Source organism: Corallococcus sp. AB038B, assembly GCF_003668955.1.
GTDB classification, from domain to species: Bacteria; Myxococcota; Myxococcia; order Myxococcales; family Myxococcaceae; genus Corallococcus; species Corallococcus exiguus.
Genome location: NZ_RAWO01000466.1, coordinates 1 through 378 on the forward strand (window position 1 = coordinate 1; position 378 = coordinate 378).

Genomic DNA, 378 nt, shown 5'->3' on the forward strand with positions numbered 1-378 from the left:
GGACATCTTGCCGGAGCTGTTGCAGAACGCGGGGCCCGGTGCGTTCCGGTTGCGCGCGGCGCTTGCCGCGACGCTCTCCTCGGTCTACGGGATGTATTGCGGCTTCGAGCTGTGCGAGGGCCGCCCGCTGCCTGGCAAGGAGGAGTACCTGGACTCGGAGAAGTACCAGCTCGTCGCGTGGGACGCGGACCGGCCGGGCAACATCCGGGACTGGATTGCGCGGCTCAACAACGCGCGCCTGACGCAGCCCGCGCTGCACACCTACGACAGCTTGCGCTTCTTCGAGTCCGACAACGAGCGGGTCCTCTTCTACGGAAAGCGCACCCCGGACGGCACCAGCACCGTGCTGGTCGCGGTGAGTCTGGATCCGTACGCGCC

Annotated in this window: 1 pseudogene; it reads left to right on the forward strand. The window is 68.0% G+C overall.

The features are described 5' to 3' along the window. Positions 1–378 (forward strand): annotated as a pseudogene (locus D7Y04_RS43905) (alpha-1,4-glucan--maltose-1-phosphate maltosyltransferase); the annotation flags it as partial.